Annotated in this window: 16 protein-coding genes and 2 pseudogenes; 10 read left to right on the forward strand and 8 right to left on the reverse strand. The window is 73.6% G+C overall.

The window, feature by feature from the left end:
* Window positions 1–13: 13 nt before the first annotated feature.
* Window positions 14–1015, reverse strand: coding sequence for a LacI family DNA-binding transcriptional regulator (locus tag G7Z13_RS01485; RefSeq protein ID WP_165995271.1), 1002 nt, complete (start codon window positions 1013–1015; stop codon window positions 14–16).
* An 86-nt stretch (window positions 1016–1101) separates the two neighbouring features.
* On the reverse strand, window positions 1102–4542 hold the full coding sequence (locus G7Z13_RS01490; RefSeq protein ID WP_165995272.1) for a CARDB domain-containing protein: 3441 nt from the start codon (window positions 4540–4542) through the stop codon (window positions 1102–1104).
* A gap of 321 nt (window positions 4543–4863) precedes the next feature.
* Between G7Z13_RS01490 and G7Z13_RS01495 the strand changes: the two are divergent.
* The 3 genes and pseudogenes from G7Z13_RS01495 (at window position 4864) to G7Z13_RS34015 (ending at window position 7701) form a co-directional block, all read left to right on the forward strand.
* Window positions 4864–6830 (forward strand): annotated as a pseudogene (locus tag G7Z13_RS01495) (protein-arginine deiminase domain-containing protein).
* Window positions 6831–6947: 117 nt separating this feature from the next.
* A pseudogene (locus G7Z13_RS34010) lies at window positions 6948–7184 on the forward strand (carboxylesterase family protein); the annotation flags it as partial.
* 118 nt (window positions 7185–7302) lie between these two features.
* Window positions 7303–7701: a carboxylesterase family protein gene (locus G7Z13_RS34015; protein WP_277347380.1), complete on the forward strand. Its 399-nt coding sequence runs from the start codon at window positions 7303–7305 to the stop codon at window positions 7699–7701.
* Between the two features lie 804 nt (window positions 7702–8505).
* On the opposite strand, the gene G7Z13_RS01505 is transcribed toward G7Z13_RS34015, so the two are convergent.
* Complete coding sequence (locus G7Z13_RS01505) at window positions 8506–9096, reverse strand: cysteine hydrolase family protein (RefSeq protein WP_165995273.1); 591 nt, start codon at window positions 9094–9096, stop codon at window positions 8506–8508.
* Window positions 9097–9282: 186 nt separating this feature from the next.
* On the opposite strand from G7Z13_RS01505, the gene G7Z13_RS01510 reads away from it, so the two are divergent.
* Entirely contained in the window at window positions 9283–10278 is a 996-nt protein-coding gene (locus tag G7Z13_RS01510) for a DJ-1/PfpI family protein (protein ID WP_165995275.1), read from the forward strand.
* 100 nt (window positions 10279–10378) lie between these two features.
* Here G7Z13_RS01510 and G7Z13_RS01515 read toward each other — a convergent pair whose 3' ends face one another.
* Window positions 10379–11734: a M28 family metallopeptidase gene (locus tag G7Z13_RS01515; protein WP_240926077.1), complete on the reverse strand. Its 1356-nt coding sequence runs from the start codon at window positions 11732–11734 to the stop codon at window positions 10379–10381.
* 244 nt (window positions 11735–11978) lie between these two features.
* The gene (locus G7Z13_RS01520) at window positions 11979–12728 is read right to left on the reverse strand and encodes a PP2C family serine/threonine-protein phosphatase (RefSeq protein WP_165995288.1); all 750 of its coding nucleotides are present in this window, start codon (window positions 12726–12728) and stop codon (window positions 11979–11981) included.
* 360 nt (window positions 12729–13088) lie between these two features.
* On the opposite strand from G7Z13_RS01520, the gene G7Z13_RS01525 reads away from it, so the two are divergent.
* On the forward strand, window positions 13089–13370 hold the full coding sequence (locus G7Z13_RS01525; RefSeq protein WP_165995289.1) for a zinc-ribbon domain-containing protein: 282 nt from the start codon (window positions 13089–13091) through the stop codon (window positions 13368–13370).
* Between the two features lie 65 nt (window positions 13371–13435).
* Complete coding sequence (locus G7Z13_RS01530; protein WP_240926078.1) at window positions 13436–14170, forward strand: hypothetical protein; 735 nt, start codon at window positions 13436–13438, stop codon at window positions 14168–14170.
* Between the two features lie 247 nt (window positions 14171–14417).
* Here the strand turns inward: G7Z13_RS01530 and G7Z13_RS01535 are convergent, their stop codons facing one another.
* Window positions 14418–15329: an AraC family transcriptional regulator gene (locus G7Z13_RS01535; RefSeq protein WP_165995291.1), complete on the reverse strand. Its 912-nt coding sequence runs from the start codon at window positions 15327–15329 to the stop codon at window positions 14418–14420.
* Window positions 15330–15419: 90 nt separating this feature from the next.
* Between G7Z13_RS01535 and G7Z13_RS01540 the strand changes: the two genes are divergently transcribed.
* A complete protein-coding gene (locus G7Z13_RS01540) occupies window positions 15420–16262 on the forward strand; it encodes an NAD(P)H-binding protein (RefSeq protein WP_165995292.1) in 843 nt (280 codons plus the stop codon).
* Between the two features lie 16 nt (window positions 16263–16278).
* On the opposite strand, the gene G7Z13_RS01545 is transcribed toward G7Z13_RS01540, so the two are convergent.
* Complete coding sequence (locus G7Z13_RS01545) at window positions 16279–17019, reverse strand: helix-turn-helix transcriptional regulator (protein WP_165995293.1); 741 nt, start codon at window positions 17017–17019, stop codon at window positions 16279–16281.
* Window positions 17020–17073: 54 nt separating this feature from the next.
* On the opposite strand from G7Z13_RS01545, the gene G7Z13_RS01550 reads away from it, so the two are divergent.
* Both G7Z13_RS01550 and G7Z13_RS01555 read left to right on the forward strand, forming a co-directional pair.
* On the forward strand, window positions 17074–18282 hold the full coding sequence (locus tag G7Z13_RS01550) for an MFS transporter (RefSeq protein ID WP_165995294.1): 1209 nt from the start codon (window positions 17074–17076) through the stop codon (window positions 18280–18282).
* Between the two features lie 551 nt (window positions 18283–18833).
* On the forward strand, window positions 18834–19502 hold the full coding sequence (locus G7Z13_RS01555) for an O-methyltransferase (protein ID WP_165995295.1): 669 nt from the start codon (window positions 18834–18836) through the stop codon (window positions 19500–19502).
* Here G7Z13_RS01555 and G7Z13_RS01560 read toward each other — a convergent pair.
* Window positions 19499–20617 carry a hypothetical protein gene (locus tag G7Z13_RS01560; protein ID WP_165995296.1) on the reverse strand — a complete coding sequence of 373 codons (1119 nt, stop codon included), beginning with the start codon at window positions 20615–20617 and terminating at the stop codon, window positions 19499–19501. The two genes, G7Z13_RS01555 and G7Z13_RS01560, sit on opposite strands and share 4 nt — an antisense overlap.
* A gap of 86 nt (window positions 20618–20703) precedes the next feature.
* Here G7Z13_RS01560 and G7Z13_RS34200 point away from each other — a divergent pair, with 86 nt between their 5' ends.
* Window positions 20704–21012, forward strand: coding sequence for a hypothetical protein (locus tag G7Z13_RS34200; RefSeq protein WP_165995298.1), 309 nt, complete (start codon window positions 20704–20706; stop codon window positions 21010–21012).
* The last annotated feature ends 20 nt before the right edge of the window (window positions 21013–21032 follow it).

A 21032-nucleotide genomic window follows, 5' to 3' on the forward strand; every position in this document is an offset into this window, starting at 1 on the left:
ACAGGCGGTTGCCTCACTCCGCCCGCGCCTGCGCGGTGGAGCCGCGGACGACGAGTTCCGGCTCGAAGAGGAGTTCGCTGTGCGGGACGTCCGTGCCCTGGATCTGGGCGTTGAGCAGCTCGACCGCCGCGCGCCCCATCGCCTCGATGGGCTGGCGGACCGTGGTGAGCGGGGGCTCGGTGCAGGTCATGAAGGCGGAGTCGTCGTAACCGACCACGGACACGTCCTCGGGGACGCGCAGGCCGCGCCGGCGGGCCGCCCGCACCGCGCCGAGCGCCAGCGGGTCGCTGGCGCACACGATGCCCGTCACGCCCCGCTCCAGCAGCCGCGAGGCGGCGGCCTGGCCGCCCTCCAGCGAGAACATCGACCGCTCCACGAACTCGCCGGCCAGCACGCCGCCCGCGGCGCCCGCGGCCGCGTTCAGCCGCCGCCGCGAGGGGATGTGGTCGGCCGGGCCGAGGACCAGGCCGATCCGCTCGTGCCCCAGGGACACCAGATGGCGCCAGGACTGCTCGACGGCGACCGCGTCGTCGCACGCCACGCACGGGAAGTCGAGGCCGTCCACGGCCGCGTTGATGAGCACGACGGGGATCCCGCGCTGGGCGAGCAGGGCGTAGTGGTCGTGCGGCGCGTCCGCCTGGGCGTACAGGCCGCCCGCGAACACCACCCCGGACACCTGCTGCTGGAGCATCAGCTCGACGTAGTCCGCCTCCGACACGCCGCCCTTGGTCTGGGTGCACAGCACGGGCGTCAGCCCCTGCTGCGCCAGCGCGCCGCCGATGACCTCGGCGAACGCCGGGAAGATGGGGTTCTGCAGCTCCGGCAGGACGAGGCCCACCAGGCGGGCGCGTTCGCCGCGCAGCTGCGTCGGCCGCTCGTAGCCCAGGACGTCCAGCGCGGTCAGCACCGCCTGCCGGGTCGCCTCGGACACCCCCGGCTTGCCGTTCAGCACCCGGCTGACCGTGGCCTCGCTGACCCCCACCTTTTTCGCCACTTGAGCAAGTCGTCGCGTCATGAACGCAAGCGTAGCGCAAACGATGCAAGTCGCTTGCGCTACGCTCGCGAGCCGCGCCGCCTCGGTCCCGGGCCGGCAGCCGGGCGCTAGCGGTTGATCACGAACTGGGAGCCGGGCTCCACCACGACGTCGCCCTGGGCGGAGCCGGTGATGGTGACGTCGGTGAGCGTCGCGCTGCCGCGCGCGCCGCCCATGGCGAGGATGCCGGACCCGTTGTTCGACTTGCTGATGGTGACGTTGCGGATCTGGACGCCTGGCGTCGCGCCGCCGCCGGTCTTGAACTGGATGCCGTCGTAGGTCGAGTCATGGATGTCGGTATCACGGATGGTGACGCCGGGGATGTCGGGGCCCTGGGCGAACAGGGTGATGGCGCCGAACTCCTGGGCCTCGCCCCAGAACGCGCCGCCGGTGCGGTACAGACCGTTGCCGGCGATGAGGGTCTGCCCGGAGAACGGCAGCGGGTCGTGGTCGGTGGCCAGCATGATCCCCGGGTAGTTCATGGTGTCGGAGATCAGGTTGTTCTCGATCGTGTTGCCGTATCCGCCGTAGATGGCGATGCCGTTGGCGCGCCAGGGCAGCTGGACGGTGTTGTTGCGGAAGTGGTTGTCGTGGCCGATGTCGACCGAGGTGTCCTTGACGTACTTGCTGGCCCACACCGCGAGGGCGTCGTCCCCGGTGTTGCGGAAGGAGGAGTTGAACACGGTGGAGTTGCGGGTGCCGTTGGCGAAGTTGACGCCGTCGGCGTAGGTGTTGCGGATGCGGACCCCGCTGAACTCGACGCCGTCGCCGGGGCCCCACAGCTCGGGGATGTTGGAGTAGTCCCGGCCGACCCAGGCGCCGACGTTGGCGTGCTCGATCCACACGTTGGTGATCTTCGTGCCCTTGCCGAAGCGGCCGTTGAGGGCGACGCCGCCCTCGGCGCCTCCGTCGCCGCCGCGGATGGTGCCGGAGCCGAAGATGGCGAGGTCGGAGATCTTCGTGTTGTCGTCGATGTCGAAGCCGAAGTTGCCCTCGTGCGGGTGGTTGATGCCGCCGGCCTGGTGCGGCGGGATGAGGGAGTACAGCTGGGAGTGCCACATGCCGGCGCCGCGCACGGTCACGTCCCGGATGCCGACCTGGTTGTACTGCCCCCGGTTCAGCGGGTCGTCGGTGAGGATCTTCTTCTCCTGCCGCCACTGCCCGGCAGGGATCCACACGCAGGGGATCTCCCCCCTCTGGTCCGCCGTGACGGCGCGCTGGAGGGCGTCCGCGTCGTCGATGCCGTCGTTGGGCACGGCCCCGTAGGCGGTGATGGAGACGCAGTCGGCGGGCTTGGCGGCGGGCGGGGCGACCTGCTCGAGATCGATCAGGTCGATGACGTAGAACGCGGCGTCGTCCCCGGCGTCGCGCTGGAGCCGGAAGGTGGTGCCCGCCGGGTAGGTGTCGGCGAGCAGCGCGTGGGACTCGTCGAACAGCCGCCGGGCGTCGCCGCCGGGCCGGTTGGTCAGGCCCTCCGGGTCGTCGGTCGAGCCGTAGAGCCAGCTGTGCTTGGAGGACAGGGTCAGCTTGCGGACGAACGTGCCGTCCGCGTACAGGCTGATCGTGGCCTCCCGGCCGCCGCCGCCCGCCGCGTCCGGGATGGAGTTGCGGACGACGACGGAGTTCGCCGGGGCGGTGGCGGTGAACTCCACGTACTGGCCGGTGGCGTCCAGGCGCACGGACTCGCGGCCGGAGGACTCGCTCGCGAAGTTGGTGTGGCCGAAGGTGCGCTTCGCGTCCGCCTTGAGCAGGGTGCCGTTGTGGCGGCCGTGCTCCGCCTCGTACGCGACGTACGGCACCGCCGCGCCGCGTCCGACGACCAGGGAGCGGGCGAGGACGTTGTTGTTCTCGTTGGTCTCCGCGACGACGGCGGTCGCGTCGGCGGTCGCGGTGAGGGTGGCGCCGCCGCTGGTGGCGGTCCAGCTGCCGCCGATGGCGACCGTGACGGTGCCGCCCGCGGGGACGGCGGCCGTGGTGCCGTTCAGGGTGGTGTCGCCGGCGGTGAGCCGGGTGACGGAGCCGGCGGGCACCGGGCTGGTGCCGCGGTTGCGGACGGCGACGGTGAAGGTGACCTTCGCGCCGACGGCCGGGTTCGCCGGGCTGGTGGTGATGGAGGTGACCTCCAGGTCCGGGCCGGGCGCCTGCGTAACGACGAGCCTGGAGGCGGCGTTGCGGCCGTTGTTGCTGTTGTCCAGTTCGGCGACCGTGTCGGTCGGGTCGACGACCGCGGAGACGGTGTACCCGCCCATGGGCCGCTTGCCGACGGTGACGGGCACCGTGACCGACTCGCCCGCGCCGAGCGCGCGCACGGGCGCGCTGCCCGCGACGGTGCCTTCGAGGCTGACGTTGACCGTGGTCGCGGGGGCGGCCGCGGTGCCGGTGTTGCGGACGGTGGCGTCGACGGTGACCGGGTCGGCCTCGGACGGGGACGCCGGTGACCAGCTCAGGTCGGTGACGGTCAGGTCGGGCGCGGGCGCGGCGGCGCCGACGACCTCGAACTCGGCGACCTGTCCGCCGCCGGCGCCGGTGTTGCCGGAGAACTGCAGGCGTACGTCGGCGTACCGGCCGGTGACCGGGATGGTGACCGTGTTGCGGTTGCCGGACGGGCTGAAGGTGTAGTCGGCCCGGTCCTTGAGCGAGGTGAAGGCGGACTCGCCCGCCCTGCGGCCGAGGACCTGGACGCTCTGGGTGCGGGTGCCCCAGACGGGGTCGGGGTTCAGTCTCAGCACGACGCCGGTCAGGTCGGCGTCGGCGCCGAGCCGCACCGTCAGCGCCGACGACTGGCCGCTCGCCTCCCAGTAGGTGGTGGTGCTGCCGTCGTTGGCGTGGGCGGCGACGTAGTTCTGGGTGTGCGAGGTGGCCTCGATGGGCTTGCGCAGCGCGAGGTTGGTGCCGGGCGGTGGTTCGGGGTCACCGCCGCCGGAGCCGCCGTAAACCTCCAGCTCGGACAGCTGCGCGGCGTTCCAGCCGGTGTTGGCGCTCACCTGCACGCGGACGTACCGCGTCTCGGCGGTGACGTCGAGTGTGACCGTGTTGCCGGACGACGGCGCGAAGGTCCGGCCGGCGGCGCCGGACAGGGGGGTGAAGTCCCGGCCGTCCGTGCTGCCCTGGACGCCGACGGTCTGGTTGCGGGACTCCCAGGACGCGGGGAGCTTGAGCACCAGCCGGTCGACGTCGACGGTGCCGCCGAGGTCGACCTGCACCCACTGCGGGAACGATCCCGCCGGTCCTTCCCAGTACGACGCCTGGCTGCCGTCGGTCACCTGGCTCGCGGGGTAACCGCTGTGCGCTCCGCTCGCCGTGACCGGTCGGCCGAGCGCCAGGTTCGGCGCCTCGGCCGCGCGCCGGCCGGTGTCCTGGGCGGCCCGCTGGCCGGCGCCGTGCGGGGCGTGTGGGGCGTGCTGTGCGGCGTGTGCCGCCGGGGCGGCCACGGGCAGCAGTCCCGCCGTGAGGAGGCCTGCCGTCACCAGCCCGGCGAGTCCCCACCGGCCGTGTTGTCTCCGTCTCATCGACCCTCTCGTTCCCTTGACGGGCGTGACGGGCTCACCAGGTGGGGGTGGGTCACGGGTGGTGCGCGATGGGGAACGGTTCCTGTCCTGGTGAGACCGAAACGCTGCTGATCCGATTCTTGAGTGATTTCGTCAATCTTTTGCAGCGCTGGGCTGACAGGTTTCTACCAGGCATCGACTTTGTCAACGCCTCGGTACGGGCCCGCGGGGAGCGACCGGAGTGTGGCGTGAGGCACGCAACTCGCCTCGACAGCCAACGCCCCGCGCGCTTTTCCCCTCTTGCCCGGCGAAACCCCGCACCGTCTGAAGGGACAACACGCCGTGCGCTCACCAACGCGCATACACACCGCCTCCGTTCGGCACGCGATCCTCGCCGTCGCGGCGGCGGGATCGGTGCTCGCGGCACCGCTCTCCCCCGCCCACGCGGCGACGCCGTCCCCGAGACCCGATCTGCGCGCGGACGTGAACCGCGACGGACGGGTCGACGTCACCGGCACCACCGACACGGCCGGCGAGGACACGTGGGCCGTCGGGCGGGGCGCGGTCCACCTGCCCAACCTGGACGACGACGCCAAGCGCTGCCCGGTGAAGGGCGCCGACGGCCGGCCGCTGTCCGACACCCAGCTGGCCGCGTGCAACGACGCCGCCGACGGCAAGGTCAACGGCACGGCCGACGCCGCGGACCTCGCCCGGGTGCGCTCCGTCCCGATGCCCGGCCTGGCGGCGGACGCCGAGGGCAGCGTGCGGGTGACGACGGGCGCGAAGCGGACCCGCGTCTTCGTCAAGCGGTCCGGCGGGTGGACCCGGGTCACCTCGGACACCCGGCTGACCGCCGCCGAGCTGCGCGCCGGAGTGGAGTTCGGCGTGGAGGCCACCGATGTGATCCGGGACAGCGCCGTGTGGGACGGCCGCGCGGTGATCCGGCTGTCCGTGACCTCCGGCGCCGGACCGCCTCCGACTCCGTCACCCTGCGGGCCGCTCCCCTCCTCACCCACCACCACCTCCAGAACGCCCGGCAGGTGATGGTCACCAAGGTGAGCGGCGCGGGCGAGTACGGCCGTCTCCAGCGCCAGTTCGTCAAGGACCTGGAGAAGGAGGTCAAGGCCGCCGGCATCACCAAGCCGCTGGTCACGTTCGAGAAGTACGGCGACCCGTGGGCGCAGGACTTCGTGGAGCCGGCGTACGTCAGCATGACCGGCCCCGGCGGCAAGCGGCACGTGATGCGGGCGATGCTGCGCTCCGCCCAGCTGGGCCGCGAGGCGGGCCGGGAGCTGTTCGAGAAGGTGCGCGGCCGGGACGTGGGCGTCGTCCAGGTCACCGACCGCGCCGAGCCGGACGACTGGTCGCTGAACTCCATGGGCAACCTGGAGACCATCCCGCCGTACGCGCACGGCGGCCGCTCCTTCCCGGCCGGGCGGATCATCATGGGCTGGCGCAAGGACAGCGATCAGCGGCCGTCGCCGGCGATGCGCACGCTGCTGAAGTCGCAGGGCCTGCAGGACCCGCTGCTGCTGGACACCTCCTGGCTGGGGGTCGGGCACGTCGACGAGTTCGTGCAGTTCCTGCCCGCCGGCACGCCGCGCGGCTGGCGGATCGGCGTGGCCGACCCGGAGGCCGGGCTGCGGCTGCTGCGCGACGCGCAGGCCGGCGGCCACGGTGGGGTGACGATGTTCTCCGTGCCCGGCCTCGGCGGCGACGTCCCGGCCCCGCAGGAGACCATCGACCAGGTCCTCGCCACCCGGCACTTCATCGCCGACAACACCATGGCGGCCGAGCGCATCAAGGCGAACCTGGAGATCCTGAAGAAGGCGACCGGCGTCACCGACGCGGAGATCGTCCGCGTTCCGGCCCTGTACACCCGTGAGGCGCAGACGCGTGCGGCGGACGGCGGCGAGGTGCCGATGCCGCGGCTGACCCGGCTGGGCGGCGGCACGTCCCTCGCCGACACGTTCCAGGACCGCGGCCAGCAGAAGTGGCTCGCCGGAAACGACCGCGGCACCGGGAAGGCCGCCCGGGCGACGGTCATGACCAGCGCCTACGTCCCCGGCGCGGTCAACGGTGTCCTCCTCGGCCGCGACCGCTACCTCGCCCCGCGCCAGTGGGGTCCGCTCGTCGGCGGCAAGGACGTCTTCACCGAGGCGGTGAACGCCGCGTACCGCAAGGCCGGTCTGAAGGTGTCGTACATCGACGACTGGTACACGTACCACCTCGGCATGGGCGAGGTGCACTGCGGCACCAACACCCTGCGCGACGCCTCCGCGGCCTGGTGGGCGGCCCCGCGGCGGTAGCCGTGACAACTCGCGGGACGCACGCGGAGCGCCGCGGTGGCGCTGCTGGTCACCGGTGCTTGCGCGCAGTCCGCCGCGCGAGGGCCGGCGGACGCCGGGCACGGGGCGGCCACGGCGATGGTGCGGACGGACGCGGGAGCGGTGCGCGGCACCGTCTCCGGCCGGCACCGCTCGTTCCGGGGCATCCCGTACGCGGGACCGTCGACCGGTGCCCACCGCTGGGCCGCGCCCCGTCCCGTGCGCCCCTGGCAGGGCGTGCGGGACGTCACCCGGCCCGGTCCGCTGTGCCCGCAAGTGCTCGCGCTGTACGGCGGGACCACCAGCCTGGAGGAGGACTGCCTGGTCCTGAACGTGACCGCCCGGCCCCGTCCGGCCGGGGCCGCGGGCTGCCGGTGTTCGTGTGGATCCACGGCGACGGCACGATCGGCGGCGGGCACCTGTTGGATGCCCGTCGGCTCGCCGACCGGGGCTGATGGTCGTCACCGTCAACTACCGGCTCGGGGTCCTCGGCGGGTTCGCCCACCCCGGACTGCCGGGTTCCGGGACCTTCGCGCTGCAGGACCAGCAGGCGGCGCTGCGGTGGGTGGCCCGCAACGCGGCGGCCTTCGGCGGCGATCCCGGCGACGTGACCGTGGCCGGCACGTCGTTCGGCGCGGCCGCGATCGTCGGACACCTGACGTCGCCCTCCGCGCGGGGGCTGTTCCACCGTGCGGTGCTCTCCAGCGGCGAGGGCATGATGGACATGCCCGCCGGCATGATGGGGTCGCAGGTGCCGACGTACCGCTGGTACACCTGGCGCACCGTGCGCGAGCTGCGCGACGCCGGACGGGACGTGGCCGCGCCCTGCGCTGTCTGCGGGCGCTGCCGGTGAAGCGGATCCTGCGTGCCGTACGTCATGAACGTCTTCCAGGCGTTCGCGTTCGGCAAGGGCGTGCTGCCCGAGCTGCCGGAGAAGGCCCTGGAGGAGGGGCGTTCCCACCGGGTACCGGTGCTGTCCGGGGCGACCCGCGACGAGCTCCGGCTGTTCGTCGGGCTGACGTGGGACGCGGTGAACGGCAAGCTGACGGAGGAGCAGTACGAGGAGCTGGCGGTGACGGCGTTCGGGAAGGAGCGCGCGGCCGCCGTGCTCGCCGAGTACCCGGTGGACGCCTTCCCCTCCCCCGCCCTCGCCTGGGCCACCGTGGTCACCGTGGTCACCGTGGTCACCGTGGTCACCGTGGTCACCGTGGTCACCGTGGTCACCGACCAGATGTGGGCGCGCGGCACCTACGCCCAGCACACCGCTCTCGGCCGCCATGTGCCCACGTACGCCTACGAGTTCGCCGACCGGCGGGCGCCGATGTATCTGCCCGTGCCGGCCGGGGGACTTCGACTTCGGCGCCTACCACGCCTCCGACACGCCGTACGTGTTCGAGGACGAGGCGCTCCGCGGCCGGTTCACTCCGGCGCAGGCGCGGCTCGCGGACGCCGTCACCGACTACTGGGCGACGTTCGCCTACCGGCCGGCCGGGGCGGCGCGGCCTGGCACCCTGGCCGGCGTTCGAGCCGGGCTCCCCGGTCCCGCACACCCAGTCGCTGGCGCCCGGCGCCGTCACGGCGGTGGACTACGCGGCCGCCCACAACCTCGCCTTCTGGCGCCGCCTGGGCTGAGCCGGGCGGCAGCCGGCGGGCCGTGTCAGACCAGCGTCCTGCCGGACTCGACGACGACTCCGTACAGGTCGCCGATCGTCGCGAGTGTGCTGCGGTGGAGCTGCGCGGCGGGCACCTCGGTTCCCGCCGCCGGCAGCGGGCGGGTGGCGCAGGCGTCGGCGACGACCGTGGGCCGGTAGCCGCGCAGGAACGCGCCCTGCGCGGTGAACAGCACGCACATGTGCGTCATGAAGCCCGCGACGACGACGTCCTTGTGTCCGGCGTCGGCGACGAGGTCCCCCAGGTCGGTGCCGACGAAGGCGTCCGGGACCTTCTTGACGACGACGGACTCCCCGTCGGCCGGTGCGACGCGGGGGTGGATCTGCCCGATCTCGGCCCGGATGTCGTACAGGGTGCCCTCACCGCCGTCGTTGACGACGTGGATGACCGTGGTGCCCGCCTCCCGGGCGCGGTCCAGCAGTCCGGCGGCGGAGTCGAGCGCCGCCTGCCAGCCGTCCAGTTCCAGCACGCCGCGGACGTAGGTGTTCTGGTAGTCGACCAGGATCAGGGTGGCGTCGGCGAGGGACGCGGGCGTCTCGTCGAAGCCCATGAGTGCGCGCAGCGTGGTCGTGGCCATGGAGGTTCCCCTAAGAATCGGTACGCCAAGTCCGTGGAGCGGAACGGCAGTTGTGGCTCCGGACGGGCGGGGTGCCGCTCGTGCCGGGTACGTGGGGAACGCTACGGGCCCGCTTCATGTGTCGGCAATGTCATCTAACCTGCAGATCCGGACATGACCGTTGCCGAGCGGGCGGAGACAGCAGCCTTGAGCACCATGAAACGACTCGTCGTCATCCTCCTCTTCGACGGCGTCGACCTGCTCGACGTGACCGGGCCGCCCGAGGTGTTCTCCCTGGTGCGGCGCGAGCTGAACGGGTCCTCCCCGGCCTACCGGGTGGTCCTGGCCGCCGAGACCCCCGGCCCCGTGACCACGGCCGCCGGGGTGCGGGTGCTCCCCGACACGACCTTCGAGGAGGTGGCGAGGGAGGGCATCGACACCCTCATGGTGCCCGGCGCGGTCGAGACCGACGGCCGGGGCCGGGTCCGCGCGGTCACCGACCCGGTGGTGACCGGCTGGGTGAAGACCCTCGCCGAGCGGCCCCGCAGGATCGCCTCGATGTGTGTCGGGGCGCACGTCCTGGCCGCCGCCGGGCTCCTCGACGGCAGGCGCGCCACGACCCACTGGTCCACGGCCCGGCAACTGGCGGCCGAGCACCCGGCGGTCCGCGTCGACGCCGACCCGATCTTCATCCGCGACGGTGAGGTGTGGACCGGCGCGGGCATCAGCGCCTGCCTCGATCTGTCCCTCGCCCTGGTCGCCGACGACTTCGGGGAGGCGCTCGCGCTGCGCGTCGCCCGGCAGCTGGTGATGTACCTGAAGCGCCCCGGCGGGCAGAGCCAGTTCAGTGTGCCGCTCGAACCGGTTTCCGCGACCCGGCGTGTCGAGGAGCTGCGTCACCACATCCTGCGGCACATCGCGCAGCCGCTCACGGTCGCGGACCTCGCCGCCCACGCCCATCTCAGCGAGCGCCAGCTCACCCGCGTCTTCACGTCGGAGCTCGGCATGACGCCGAGCGCCTACCTCGAGGCCGTGCGCGTGGAACTCGCGCGCCGGCAGCTGGAGTCGACCGACGCGACACTGGAACGCATCGTGTCCGTCTGCGGGTTCGGCACGACGGACACCCTCGTGCGCGCGTTCCGCCGACGCCTCGACACCACTCCCACGGAGTACCGGCGCCGCTTCCGGGCCGCCACCGGCTGAGCGCGCGCGGCCGGGGGCGTGCCGCGCGGTGGTACCGGGAGGGCCGGCAACGCGCCGGTCACCGGGGACGGTGCGGGCGGTGCCGGCCTGCGGGCCGGGGTCAGAAGGTCAGTTTCCAGCTGTCGATGTAGCCCGTGTCCTGGGCGGCCACGTCCTGCACGCGCAGCCGCCAGTCGCCGTTGGCGGGCTCGCTGGAGGCGTCGACGGTGTAGGTGGTGGTGACGTTGTCCGCGGAGTCGGAGCTGCTGGAGTTCTTCAGCCGGTAGGCGGTGCCGTCGGGGGCGAGCAGGTCGACGACCAGGTCACCGCGCCAGGTGTGCTTGATGTCCACGCCGACGCGGAGCGTGGCGGGGGCGTTTCCGGTGCGGCCGGTGACGGGGACGGTGGAGGTGACGGCCGCGCCGTTGTCGGGGATGGCGACGTCGGTGGTGTTCTCGTATGTCGTGCCCGGCGGGGGCGTTGTCGCCGTGCTCAACGTCCAGACGGCGTGGGCGAGGGCGTCGCTGTTTCGGTCCAGGGCGGTGTCGTTGATGTTCGCCGTGGTGTCGCACGACGAGTGGTAGCAGCGGTCGAAGGCCTGGCCCGCGGTGCCGCCCCACTTGGCGGCCTGGGCCGACGTCTTGGTGCGGCTGGCGCCGGTGAAGAGGCCGCCGACGGGTATGCCCGCGTTCTTGAAGGAGGCGTGGTCGGAGCGGCCGTCGCCCTCGGTCTCGATCTCGGTGGGCACGCCGATGCCCGCGTACCAGTCCTTGAAGACCTTCTCGATCGCCGGGTCGTCGTCGTAGACGAAGTAGCCGGGGTTCGGGGAGCCGACCATGTCGAGGTTGATGTAGCCCGTGATGCGGGCGCGGTCGGCGGCGGCGAGGGTGTTGACGTAGTGCTTGGAGCCGACCAGGCCGAGTTCCTCCGCGCCCCACCAGGCGAACCGCAGGTGCTTGGCGGGCTGGAGCTGGGCGCGGGAGACGGCGAGCGCGGTCTCCAGGACGGCCGCCGATCCGGAGCCGTTGTCGTTGATGCCGGCGCCGGAGGAGACGGAGTCGAGGTGGGCGCCGGCCATGACGACCTGGTTGGGGTCGCCGCCGGGCCAGTCGGCGACGAGGTTGTAGCCGGTGGTGCCGGAGTAGGTGAACTGCTGCAGGGTGGTGGTGAATCCGGCGGCGTCCAGCTTGGCGCGCACGTAGTCGATGGAGGCCTTGTAACCGGGGCGGCCGTGCGCCCGGTTGCCGCCGTTGGCGCCCGCGATGGACTGGAACTGGGTCAGGTGCGCCTTGACGTTGGCGAGCGGGATGTCGGGGGCCGCGAGGGCCCGCGCCGCGGTCGCCGCCGAGGGGGCGGAGGCGGCCGGGGCGGAGTGGGCCGGGGCGGCGGCGAGCAGCGCGCCGGCCAGGGTGAGGGCGGTCGCCGTCGCGGTACGTCTGAAACGGCTTCTGGGCAGGGTGAACCGGGGAGTCGTCACGTGGGGATCCGCACTTTCTCGTCGTGGGTGGGGTTGCCGGACGAAGTCTGAAGCGGTGGTGCCAGAGCTGTGCGGGTGCTGTGTGTGCCCGATGGTCAGGGAGATGTCGATGTCCCGTCAAGACGCTTGCCGGACATCGGTGTTCGCTGAGCGGACAGGACGGGGCGGCCCGTCGGCGCAGGAGGTGCCTGACCGGCGGGGACCACGCCGGATCGGCGAGGGCTGCTCCCGGTTAGGGCGGCGACTACTCCTCGCCGACGCGGACCACGGCCAGCGTGATGTTGTCCGGGCCGCCCGCCTCGATGGCCGCCCTCCACAGCTCGAAGGCCGCGCGGCCGTCGTCGTGCTCCCGGAGCACGTCCTCGATCACGTCGTTCGTCAGCGGGTCGGTCACCCCGTCGGTGCAGATGAGATAGCGCTCACCGGGTGACAGCGGTACGGGGGTGACGTGCGCGTGGACGGCGCGGAAGACGGGGCTGCCGCCGAGGCACTGGGTGACGAGGGACGTGGTGCGCTGCCCGGGTTCCAGCGGGGGGCTGTCGTCGACGCTGAGCTGGCGCAAGCCGTCCGGGGAGAGCGCGAGGACGCGGCTGTCGCCCACGTTGAACACCAGCAGCGAGTCGCCGCGGACGACGACGCCGGCGACGGTCGTCCCCATGGTGGCCAGCTCGCCCCCCATGTCACCGCCCGCGGCGTCGTAGACGGCCCGGTTGCAGGCGTCCAGGAGGTCGCGGACGGCGTCCTCGGTGCCGAGGTCCGAGCCGTTGGAGGCGAGCCCGCGCACGACGAGGGAGCTGGCCAGATCGCCGCCGGGGTGGCCGCCCAGGCCGTCGGCGACGGCGACGACGAGGGGGCTCCCGAGCGGGAAGGCCAGGGTCTGGGGGCTCTCGGTGACGGTCGCGCACAGGGTCCAGGGGCCGATCACGAGACTGTCCTCGTTCCGGGTCCGCCGCAGCCCGGGATGGCTGAGCGCACTCACAGCGACGTACTGCATGGGGCGCCACCGCCTTCCGTCCGGCCGCGTCGGCGTGGCCGGGTCCGGTACCAGTCTAGGAAAACGGCGGTCGGCCCGTGCCCGGGGGTACGGGGCACGGGGGTACGGGTACGGGGCGCGGGGGTACGGCCGGCGCGGGGCCGGAGGCCGGGCCTCGGGGCGAACCGGACCACACCGGGCCGGGCCTCACCGGGCCGCACTGAGCCACGCCGGACCGCACCAAACCGGGCCGCACCGCACCGGCGCGCCGGTCCGCGTCAGGACGCTCACCGCGACGTGCGGAAGACTGGGGACGTGGGCGTGGCTCACCGCCCGGCCGGCACGGTGCCGGCGGGCGCCGGCTCGGGAGGGATCAGCGACATGATCATCTTTGGTACCAAGGGGTATCTGTACCAGCTCGCGATACTCACGCTGGTCTGCGGCCGCTGCGGCAACCCGGCCGCGCACACGCTGAGGAAGCGCGTCACCAAGTTCACCCTGTTCTTCGTGCCGGTGTTCCCGTTCTCGACGAAGTTCGCCACGCAGTGCACGTTCTGCGGGGCGGAACAGCAGGTGACCAAGGAGCAGGCGGATCAGCTGCAGGCGCAGGCCACGGGCGGCCAGACCCAGGGGCAGCCCCAGCAGCAGCCGTACCGTCACTGAGCGCGCGGCGAAAGCCGGTGCCCCCGCCCGCGCCGGGGCGCGCAGGGCCCGCCATGATGGCGTGCGTGACGAACAGCGCGACGACGCATCCCTCCCGCATACCGGGCTACGACGGCGGCCCCTTCACCCACCGCCCCGAGCTGCTGGCCCAGCCCCTGTTCTGGCTGGGCCACCTCTACAGCTGTGCCGCCGAGGCCGAGGCCGAGGAGCTGCTGCTCGGCGCGGACGAGGAGGCCGCCGCGGAGGGTCAGCGGCGGTTGCTGGAGGGGGACGAGTGGCCCGTCTTCACCGTGCCGCTGCGGGGCGGCCACCGGCTGTACGTCGTCTACCGCGCCGCCCCGGACGACCCGGGCGTCGACTACCTCCTGCACCACCCCCACTGGGAGCGGGCCGAACTGCTCGCCCAGGACGAGGGCCACTTCATGGGTCCCGCGCTGTCCTGGCCCGAACTGTGCGCGGCCGCGGACAACGGTCTGCCCGGCGGCAGCACGTCCGACCCCGGGGCCCGGCTGCTGCTGTTGCTGCCCGCGCTCGGGGACGAGGCCGTGCCCGACGAGGCGGCCGGCCGGGTGGCCGCCGCCCTGCGCGCGTGTACGGCGGTGGAGGCGCCCGAGGCGCTGGCCGCGGCCCTGCTCGACGCCCAGGGGCCGGCCGGTGCCGCGCGCTGGTCCACCGCCGGGGGCGTCGGCCGGGTCAGCGACGGCCCGTACTCGTACCGCAACCCGGACAACCACTTCGCGCTGCCGCCGGCCCGGCTGGCCCGGGTCAGCGCGGCGCTGGACGGCGTCGGCAGCACGTGAGCGGGCCGGGGCGGCCCCGCGGCGGCCCGCGAGCGGCTGGTGCGCGCGGTGGCGCCGCCCGCCGCGCCCGTGGACGCGCGCGGCGACTGGACCGCCGTCGAGGAGGAGTGAGCCCGGTCTGCGCCGGGTGGGCGACGGGACTTGGGGACGAGGTACCTGCGGGGACTGGCCGACCGGCCGATGCATGCGGGCGCGCCCGGTCCCCTCGCCGGACCCGGCCACGGCGGCGACGCGCTGCCCCAGTCGCTCACGCGGGGCAGTCAGCGGCGCAGTCGGCCGTGCCGCAGGCCCGGCGGTACTCGCTGGGGCTCACGCCGTGGACGCGTTTGAAGGCCGTGCTGAAGCCGAAGGCGTCCGCGTAGCCCACCTGGCGGGCGACGGCGGCGACGGTCGCGGTGGACCCGGTCAGCAGATCGGCGGCCAGGGTCATCCGCCAGTCGGTGAGATAGGCCAGCGGCGGCTTGCCGACCTGCCGGGTGAACCGCGCGGCCAGTGTCGTACGGGACACGGCCGCCTCGGCGGCCAGCGCGGCGAGGGTCCAGGGATGCTCCGGCGCTCGGTGCATCGCCCGCAGCGCGGGGCCGGTCACCTCGTCGCCCAGGGCGCCGTACCAGGCCAGAGGCGCGGCCTGCGGGGAGTCGAACCAGCCGCGCAGCGTGCACACCAGCAGCCAGTCCAGCAGCCGGTCGAGGACCACCTGCCGGCCCGGACGGCAGGCGGCCGCCTCGGAGTCCAGGAAACCGCCGAGGGAGGCGCAGCCGTCGGTGCCCGGGACCACCAGCAGCGGCGGCAGCATGTCGAGCAGCCGCGCGGAGACCCGGCCACGGACCTGGTAAGTCCCCGTCAGCAGCACGGTGGAGGCGGGCGGCGGCGGGTCCGCGGCGCCGGCACGGGGGGAATCCGGCCGCGGGCGGTCGGTGACCGTGAACGGCGCGGGACCCCGCACGATCGCGCAGTCGCCCGGCTTGAGCAGCACTGCCTTGCCGTGCTCTGGCGAGCCGTCGTCCAGGGCGATCCAGGCCTCGCCGTGCAGCGGGGCCGACAGCGTCAGGGAGGCACCGTCGGTGAACCGCAGCGCCCAGGGCGGCGACAGCTCCGTGCGGCCGAAGCCGGCACCGTCGGCGCGCACGCCCTGAAGGAGATCGTCCAAGGGATCCACGCGTTTCACGATAACCCGGCGGACGATCGGACATCCCCGGCGGACGCGCGGCCATGTCCCGTGGCGGCTCAGGAAAGTTGACTGACCGTCATGACGACACACACCGATGAGATCCTGGTCCTCGGCGCGACGGGCAAGGTCGGCCGGCGGCTCGTGCGCACCCTGCGGGCGGCGGGCCGGCCGGTGCGGGCCGCGTCCCGCACCGGCACCGTGCGGTTCGACTGGACCGACCGCAGCACCTGGAGGACCGCCCTGGACGGGGCCTCGGCGGTCCATCTCCTGGCCCCCGTGGACCCGGCCCTGGCCTCGCCCTTCGTCGAGCAGGCGGCCGAGGCGGGCGTCTGTCGGTTCGTGGCGCTGTCCGCGCGCGGCATCGACCGGATGCGGCCCCCGTACTTCCAGGGCATGGCCGCGGCGGAGCAGGCGGTCCGCGAGTCCGGCGCGCGGTGGACGATCCTGCGCCCGAACAACTTCCACCAGAACTTCGACGAGGACGTCTGGCGGGCCCCGCTGCGGTCCGGGCACCTCGCCCTGCCGCTCGGGGCGGTGCCGGAGCCGTTCGTGGACGTCCAGGACATCGCCGACGTCGCCGCGGCCGCACTGACGTCGGACGGTCACCACGGCCGGGTGTACGAGCTGTCCGGGCCCCGGGGGCTCACCTTCGAGGAGGCCGTCGCGACCATCGCCGAGGCCGCGGGACGCCCCATCCGTTACACCGAGGTGACGCCGGAGGAGTACCGGGCGGGCCTCCTGGCCTCGGGCGCGTCCGAGGAGGCCGCGGACGAGCTGAACGCGATGTTCGCCGCCATGCGCGCGGGGCACTTCGCCGAGCCGGGCACCGGCGTGCGGGAGGTACTGGGACGCGCGCCGGTCGACTTCGCCACGTACGCCGCCCGGGCGGCGGCGGCCGGTGCGTGGGACCAGCCGCATTGACCAGGGGGTCGACCGGTCACCGGGAGTGCGTGCCCGGGGTATGCCCGAACGCGCGGCGGAACACGTCGATGAAGGCGCTGGTGGACGACCATCCGCACTGGTTCGCGACCGTGGTCACCGGCACCTTCTCGGCCAGCAGGACCAGGGCGTGGTGGAGTCGCAGCTGGGTGCGCCACTGAGGGAACGTCATGCCGAGGTCGCTCCGGAACAGGCGGGAGAGTGTACGGTCACTGGCCCCGGCCTCTCGGCCGAGTTCGGCGAGTGTGCGGTTGTCCGAGGGGTCGGACCGCAGGAGGTCGCAGACGGTCCGGAGCAGGGGACTGCTCGGCGTGGGCAGGTGCAGGGGCTGCTGCACCGAAATCTTCAGCTGGTCCAGCAGCACCGCGCGCAGCCGCGTCCGCTCCGGGCTGTCGTCGCCCTCGGTGCGGGTGAAGGCAATGATCAGCTCGCGCAGCAGCGGGCTCACCGCGAGCACGCTGGGGGTGTCCAGGCGCAGGGGGTTCTCCCACGCGGGGAGGCCCACCAGGTGCAGTTCGAGGTCACCGTGGGCCTGGTGGGCGTGGACGGTGCCGGCCGGCACCCAGATGGCGCGGGTCGCGGGGGCGACCCAGGAGCCGGCGCTGGTGGTGACGGACAGTACGCCCCGGCCCGCGTAGACGATCTGGTGGTCGTCGTGCCGGTGCGCGTCTATCCCCGCACCGGACGCCAGTCGCTGGGTGCGGGTGGGGGCCACGGGCGTGTGGCGGACTTCCGTCATTGTCTGGCAGTTTATCGGAAGCGCGACACGGTGGGTGCCGTCCACGATGACCGGGTGCGCAGGAATCTCTCCCTCACTCTCTTGTCCGTCGGGCATGGCTGCGTCGACGTCTATCAGGGCGCCGTCGCCTCCCTCGTGCCCTTCTTCGTCATCGAGCGCGCGTACGGCTACGCCGCCGTCTCGGGCATCGTGCTCGCCGCCTCCGTGTTGTCGTCGGTGGCCCAGCCGTTGTTCGGCATGGTGACCGACCGCCGCGCGATGCCTTGGCTGTTGCCGGCCGGCACGCTGGTCGCGGGGGTGGGTATCGCGCTCAGCGGGGTGAGTGACTCCTACCTGGTGACGCTGACGGTCGTCGCGGTGTCCGGGGTCGGCGTGGCCGCCTACCATCCGGAGTCCGCGCGGGTGGCCAGGGTCGCCGGCGGCGGCAGTCACAGCGCGATGGGATGGTTCTCGCTGGGGGGCAACCTCGGCTTCGCGCTGGCCCCGGTCGCGGTCGCCGTCGTGGTCTCGGCCGGGGGACTGCGCCTGACGCCGGTGCTCGTGCTGCCGGCCGTGGTCGGCGCCGCGCTGTGCCTGCCCGTGCTGCGCGTGCTGGAGACCCGGTTGTCCGACGCGGCCGAGGCGCCCGCGTCCGGCGAGGACGACAGGGCGTCGTTCGTGCGCCTCTCGCTGGCCGTGGTGTGCCGCTCCGTCGCCTTCATCGGTCTGAGCACGTTCGTCTCGCTGTACGCCACCGACCGCATGGACGGCAGCAAGGCCGCGGGCACGGCGGCTCTGTTCCTGCTGTACGTGGGTGGCGCGGTGGGCAGCGTGCTGGGTGGTGCGCTGGCGGACCGGTGGGACCGGGTGCGGGTCTCGCGCTGGTCGTACCTGCTGACGGCCGGATCGATCGCCGGTCTGCTCCTCGTTCCCGGCCCCGCCCTCTACCTGTTCGTCCTGCTCACCTCGGCCGGTCTGTACATCCCGTTCTCGCTCCAGGTCACGCTGGGCCAGGACTACCTGCCCTCGCGGGCCGGCACCGCCAGCGGGATCACGCTCGGTCTCACCGTGAGTATCGGCGGCCTGATCAGCCCGGTCATCGGCACCGTCGCCGACAGGACTTCGCTGCGGACCGCCCTGGCCCCACTGGTCCTGATGCCCGTCCTGGCCTGGCTGCTGTTCAAGACCCTGCCCGAACCCGCCGTGCCGGGGTCCGAGGACACGGCACCGAAGGGAGAAGACACCCATGCCGAACCCCCTCCCGTCCAGCCCGGTCCCCGCTGAGCGGTCGTCACACCCCTCACGGCCGGCCACACGGACGGACGGTCCGACACTCCACTCCGCCCGCGAGGGATGCCCGCTGCTCGACTGGGGCTGTACGGCAACCGAGGACACACCGACCTGGGAGCTGTTGTCCGCCCACTCGACGTCGAGCGGCGAGGTCGAGTACTGCACGTGCGGCTGCGACGCCATCGTGGTGCTCTGCCGCGGCGAGGTTGCTGCGTTCATCGCTCCGGAAGGTGATGGCCCCGGCGGGCGCGAGCGAAGCGAGGGAACACCGTGAACGGTGCATCCGGTGAGCGTACCGTCCCCGAACAGGCAGCTGTCGCCGGGTCCTGGAGGGCCACCAGCACCCGGTCAGCCCGCGCAGCACCAACAGGCTCCACCGGTCGCCGGCCACCGCCGCGGCCTGCGCGATGCCGGAGATGTCGTCGGCCCCGCGCCGAGGACTCATGCCGTACTGCCGAACGAAGGAAGGGAAAAGCGATCGCGGGATGCCGTCCACCCTCGTAGGTTACCCATGGAACCCGGTGAGTATCGAAAGGGAGCGCACTGTGTCGCAGCAGACGTGGACGGCCGTCGACGATTACTTCAACGGCTTGCTGGTGGCCGAGGACGCCGCGCTGCTCTCGGCCGTCGCGGACAGTGACGCGGCCGGGCTGCCGCCCCACCAGGTCGCCCCGAACCAGGGCAAGCTGCTGCACCTGCTCGCCCGCATCCAGGGCGCCCGCACCGTCCTCGAGATCGGCACGCTCGGCGGCTACAGCACCATCTGGCTCGCCCGCGCGTTGCCTGCGGACGGGCGGCTGGTGACGCTCGAGGCCGACGAGCGGTGCGCGGACGTCGCGGCGCGGAACATCGCCCGCGCCGGCGTCGACCACGTCGTCGACCTGCGGGTCGGCAACGCCCTGGGGACCCTGCCGCTGCTCGCCGACGAGGGGGCCGGCCCGTTCGACCTCGTGTTCATCGACGCCGACAAGCCGTCCAACCCCGCCTACCTGGACTGGGCGTTGCGGCTCACCCGGCCGGGCAGCGTCATCGTCGGGGACAACGTGGTCCGCGAGGGAGCGGTCGTCGCCCCGGCGAGCGAGGACCCCCGCGTGCAGGGCATACGCCGCTTCACCGAACTCGTCGCCGAGCACCCGCGGCTGACCGCCACCACGGTGCAGACCGTCGGTATGAAGGGGTACGACGGCTTCACCCTCGCCCTCGTCACCGACTAGCGGGACCGGCCCGGCGGCTGCTCGCGCCGTCCCGTGCGGATCTCCAGGCGTCGCAGTGCGGTCGCCGCGGCGCGGGCCTCCCGTTCGGCCGTGGTGCGGGCGTCGGCGGCGGAGCGGTGGCGTTCCTCGGCCTCGCGGCGTGCCCGGTCGGCGTCCCGCAAGGCCTCCCGCGCGGTGCGCAGCCGCTGTTCGGCGGCGCCCAGCTCCGACCGCGCCGCCTCCCGGCGCTCGCGGGCCCGCGTCAGGGACTCCGCCGCCTCGGCCGCCCTCTCGCGGCGCTCGCCCAGACGCCGCTCGGCCTCCTCGGCGGCGAGGCGGGCCTCGGCGAGCTGCTCCTCGCGGACGCGGCGGCGTTCGGCGAGCTCGTCCGTGGGCTGTGCCTTCTCGGCGGCCTTCTTGGCGACCTTGTCGGCGGCCTTGGTGGTGGTTATGGCGACGGTTTTGGCGGCGGACTTCTTGGTGCTCCTCTTGGTGCTCTCTTTCGCGGGCCCCCGGGCGGGCTCCGCACGGGACTCGGGAGCCGTGGTCGTCCTCGGCTTCGGCCGCGCCGTCCGCGCCGCGGCGTCCGGGTCGGGGGACAGGAAGGCGGACGGCGGGCTGAGGGCGCCGGTCAGCCGACCGGAGGACCATTGCTCGGCGGCGTCGGGATCGGCGAGGACCGCGTGCAGCGTGGCGGTGACGTCCTGCTGTGCGGCGGCGGACAGCGGGTGCCCGGCCGCGTCTGCGAGCCGGGCGGCCTGCCGGGACAACAGGGCGACGACCTGGCGCCGTTGGGCGGTGAGGTCCCTGAGCGCGGCCGGGTCCAGCGTGCGGTAGGCCTCGCGGAGGGCTTCGCCCAGGTCGAGCAGCCGGCGGCTCTCGTCCGGGTCGCGGCGCAGCAGCAGGTTCGCCGCCCAGGCCGCCAGGGTGGGCCGGCGGGCGGCGCGGATGCGCCGGGAGTCCGCCGCGCGGCCGGCTGTCCTCGCCGCGACGGCCAGTTCCTCGCGGCGGGCGACGAACTGGGGCGGCGGCGTCGTGTACAGCTCGTCGAGGACCGCCTCCACATCGGGCTCCCGACCGCCGTCACCCCGTCCGCCCTCGCCACGTCCGCCCTCGCCGCGTCCCTTGCGCTGCATGGTCCCCAGCCTGCCGCCGGCCCCGCGCCCGCGCACCTCGGGACCGGGCGGGTGGGGCCGGGGGCACGGCGCTGTGGGAGGCCGTGATGACGGACCGGCCGGACAACGCCCGCGCTCTGGTGGAGGCGGGGGCGGATCCCTGGCGGCGGCTGATCGGCGGCTGGTCGCCCGGGCGGCTCGCGCTGGCGGGACCGACGCCGGATCCGTTCCCGCTGCCGGAGGGCGAGCCCGGTCTGAGCGACGCGGAGCGCGCGATCGCCGGGTTCGTGAGCGTGCGCCACGCGGGGGCGGCGCTGCTGTGGCACGTCGATCCCCGGCTCGGGCTGCGGGAGGGCGACTTCCGTGCCCTCGCGGAGTTCGGGCGCGTGTGCGTCCGTTCGGGGCGCCGGCCCTGAGGGGTGCCCCCGCGCACCGT

The organism is Streptomyces sp. JB150, from assembly GCF_011193355.1.
Classification (GTDB): Bacteria; Actinomycetota; Actinomycetes; order Streptomycetales; family Streptomycetaceae; genus Streptomyces.

Bases quoted from the DNA above. Each gene is read 5' to 3' on its own strand.
- G7Z13_RS01560 (WP_165995296.1), bottom strand. From the start codon at position 20,617: ATGCAGCGCAAGGGACGCGGCGAGGGCGGACGTGGCGAGGGCGGACGG.
- G7Z13_RS34200 (WP_165995298.1), top strand. From the start codon at position 20,704: ATGACGGACCGGCCGGACAACGCCCGCGCTCTGGTGGAGGCGGGGGCG.
- G7Z13_RS01520 (WP_165995288.1), bottom strand. From the start codon at position 12,728: ATGCAGTACGTCGCTGTGAGTGCGCTCAGCCATCCCGGGCTGCGGCGG.
- G7Z13_RS01545 (WP_165995293.1), bottom strand. From the start codon at position 17,019: ATGACGGAAGTCCGCCACACGCCCGTGGCCCCCACCCGCACCCAGCGA.
- G7Z13_RS34015 (WP_277347380.1), top strand. From the start codon at position 7,303: ATGGTCGTCACCGTCAACTACCGGCTCGGGGTCCTCGGCGGGTTCGCC.
- G7Z13_RS01490 (WP_165995272.1), bottom strand. From the start codon at position 4,542: ATGAGACGGAGACAACACGGCCGGTGGGGACTCGCCGGGCTGGTGACG.
- G7Z13_RS01525 (WP_165995289.1), top strand. From the start codon at position 13,089: ATGATCATCTTTGGTACCAAGGGGTATCTGTACCAGCTCGCGATACTC.
- G7Z13_RS01485 (WP_165995271.1), bottom strand. From the start codon at position 1,015: ATGACGCGACGACTTGCTCAAGTGGCGAAAAAGGTGGGGGTCAGCGAG.
- G7Z13_RS01505 (WP_165995273.1), bottom strand. From the start codon at position 9,096: ATGGCCACGACCACGCTGCGCGCACTCATGGGCTTCGACGAGACGCCC.
- G7Z13_RS01540 (WP_165995292.1), top strand. From the start codon at position 15,420: ATGACGACACACACCGATGAGATCCTGGTCCTCGGCGCGACGGGCAAG.